The sequence below is a fragment of the Actinomadura sp. WAC 06369 genome (assembly GCF_003947565.1).
GTDB classification, from domain to species: Bacteria; Actinomycetota; Actinomycetes; order Streptosporangiales; family Streptosporangiaceae; genus Spirillospora; species Spirillospora rifamycini.
In genome coordinates, this window is the sequence record NZ_QHJN01000339.1 from 1 (window position 1) to 2,680 (window position 2,680).

Consider the following 2,680-nt stretch of genomic DNA (forward strand, 5'->3'; position numbering starts at 1 on the left):
CCCCCCGATGCCGCCGCCCCCGCCCCCGCGCGGCGGAGGCGGCCTGCTGATCCCGCTCCTGGTGTTCGGCGCGGTCGTGGTCGTCGCGATCGCCGCCATCGGCGCGTTCCTCGTGATCGAGAGCGGCGACGACGAGCGGGCCGTCACCGCCACGACCGTCCCGCCCGCGTCCCGGGCGCCGTCCACGCCGACGGACGCGCCGACGCGCGCGTCGTCCTCGGACCCCTTCAGCATCCTCGGCCCCACCCTCGAGACGGCCAAGGGCACCACGTTCACCCGGGCGGGCACCCGCACCCAGTCCTGCGTGGGCCGCGCCAACGCGCAGCTCCAGGCCGTCCTGCGGGACCACCCGTGCGCGGGCGCCATGAACTCCGCCGTCTACGCCGACCCCGCCAAGAAGATCATCACCGCGGTGTCGATCCTCCGGTTCGCGACGCCCGCGGACGCCGAGGCGGTCAAGGAGGCCACGACGTCCGACGGCTGGCCCGAGCTGCTGACCCCCGCCGAGGACAGCGGGCTCCCGCGCCCCCGGGCCGAGCCGGCCTACTGGACCCGCACCTGGGCGCTGGACGACCAGGTCGTCTACGCCCAGTCGTACTACGCCGACGGCCGCTCCCCCGGCGGCCGCGACGGCGACGTCTACGGGACCGCCGGCGAACTCGGCGTCGAGGTCACCAACACCCTGCGCTTCGCCGACTGACGCCCGTCCCGGCGTCAGTGCGTCGGGACGCCCAGCGCCCGGCCGAACGCCTCGTACGCGACGCGCGACACCGCGCCCCGCGTGTCCTCGCCGATCTTGGCGATGTCCATCGCGGCGCCCGTCGCGATGTGCCGGTCGTAGGGGACGTGGATGACCGGGGTGCCCCACGCGGTCAGCATCTGCGACGCCCGCTCCAGGTCGGCCCCGACCTGCGGCGCGTGCGTCACCATCGCGATCACCGCGCGCGACAGCAGCTCCCGCTGCCCGCCGTGCCCCGCGAACCACTCCAGCGCCCCGCGCGCGCTCAGCGCGCCGTCCACCGTCCCCGGCGTCACCAGGACGACGCTGTGCGTGCGGCCCAGGATCCCCCGGTGCAGCTCGGTGAGGATCCCGGCGCTGCAGTCCATCACCGCCAGGGAGATGAACCGGCTGACCGCGCTGAACGCCGCCTCGAACGTCTCCAGCGTGAACTCGCCCGCGATCCGCCCGCCGCGCGTCGCCGGCAGCACCCACAGGCCGGACGGCGTCCGCGTCAGGTACTGTGCGGCCTCCTCGAACGTCCGCGGCTGCTTGCCCGCGATGTCGAACAGCGACAGCTCCGACCGCACCCCGAGCCGCAGCGGCAGCGACCCCAGCTCCGCGTCGGCGTCCATCGCCAGGACCCGGTCGGTGCGGTGCCGCGCCAGCTCCGTCGCCAGCAGCGCCGCCATCGTCGTCTTGCCCGCGCCGCCGCGCACGCTCACGACCGTCACCTGCCGGTAGCCCGGCACCGGACGCTGCAGGAACTCGGAGATCTCCTGCTGGTTCTTGACCGCCCCGGACCCGCCGACGACCTTCTTCACGCCGCGCCCCATCCGGCGCATGAACGCGTCGCCGTGCTGGTCCTTGCGGACGAACTCGTGCGCCATCGGCACCGCGCCGCCCGCGTGCTGCTGCTGCGGCGGCGCCGGGACCGGCGGCGGGCCCGAACCGGGCGGCGGCGTCCGGTCCTCCTCGGCGACGTCCTCCTCGGCACCGGGCGCCTGCGCCATCCCCGGCGCCTGCGCGGCCATGTGCCCGACCGGGGAGATCGCCGCCTCCCAGCTGAACTCGTCCTCGATGGGCGGCGGGGGCTGCTCCGGCTCGTGCAGCTGCGGCTCCGCGGCCTCCTGCTGCCCCGTGGCGTCCTGCGGCTGCGGCGCCGGGGCCGGCTGCTGCTGCGGCGGCGCGGTCGCCTCGGGGGCCGCCTGCGGCACGGGCGCCGGGGCGGCGGGCGCGTCCGGCTGCGGCACGGGTGCGGGCGCCGGGGGCGCGGGCACGGGCGGCTGCGGCGCGGGCGGCTCGGCCTGCGGCTGCGGCTGCGGCGCGGACGCGGGCGGCTCGGGAACCGGCTGCGGGACGGGCGCGGGCGCCGGCGCGTCCATCTGCGGGACGGGCGCGGGCGGCGCGGGCGCGTCGGCGGGCGGCTGCACGGTCGCGTCGGCCTGCGGCTGCGGCTGCGCGGGCGGCATGGGCGGTGCGGGCGCGTCGGCCTGCGGCTGGACGGGCTGCGGCCCGGAGTGCTGCGCGGGCGGAGCGGCCGGCGCGGCGTCCTGGGAACCGGTGTCGGCCCCCTCCGCCGACAGGGCCGGAAGCGGCGGAGCCTCCTTCAGAGCCGTGAAACCGCGCTGGGACACGCCGAGGTCGCGCAGTACGGAGTGCTGCCAGCTCGGATCCGACATCCGCCCCCCCTCTCGTCGAAGGTCAAGCCTATGAGACCGCGGAGACACCGCGGGCCCGCGCCGAGCACGTCCCGGGAAGGCCCGCACTCTTCCCTACCACAGGGCACCAGGTACTTCGCGGCCCACGGGGAAACGGGCGGGAACCCCCGGGCGGCGGACCGCTAGCATGACCGGCGGTCACCGCAGCGGTACCGCACAACTCCACAGCGGGTCCCGACGGCGGCCGCCCGACCCCCCGCCGATCGAGAGGACGAGGCCGTGTCCCAGCCCCCCGGCATGC

General features: G+C 77.1%; 1 protein-coding gene and 1 pseudogene. One reads left to right on the forward strand and one right to left on the reverse strand.

Features of this window, described 5'->3' with window-relative positions; all coding sequences use genetic code 11:
- Positions 1 to 700, forward strand: a pseudogene (locus tag DMH08_RS40685) (hypothetical protein); the annotation flags it as partial.
- A 14-nt stretch (positions 701 to 714) separates the two neighbouring features.
- Here DMH08_RS40685 and DMH08_RS39225 read toward each other — a convergent pair.
- A complete protein-coding gene (locus DMH08_RS39225) occupies positions 715 to 2,400 on the reverse strand; it encodes a MinD/ParA family ATP-binding protein (protein ID WP_125621316.1) in 1,686 nt (561 codons plus the stop codon).
- Positions 2,401 to 2,680: the final 280 nt, after the last annotated feature.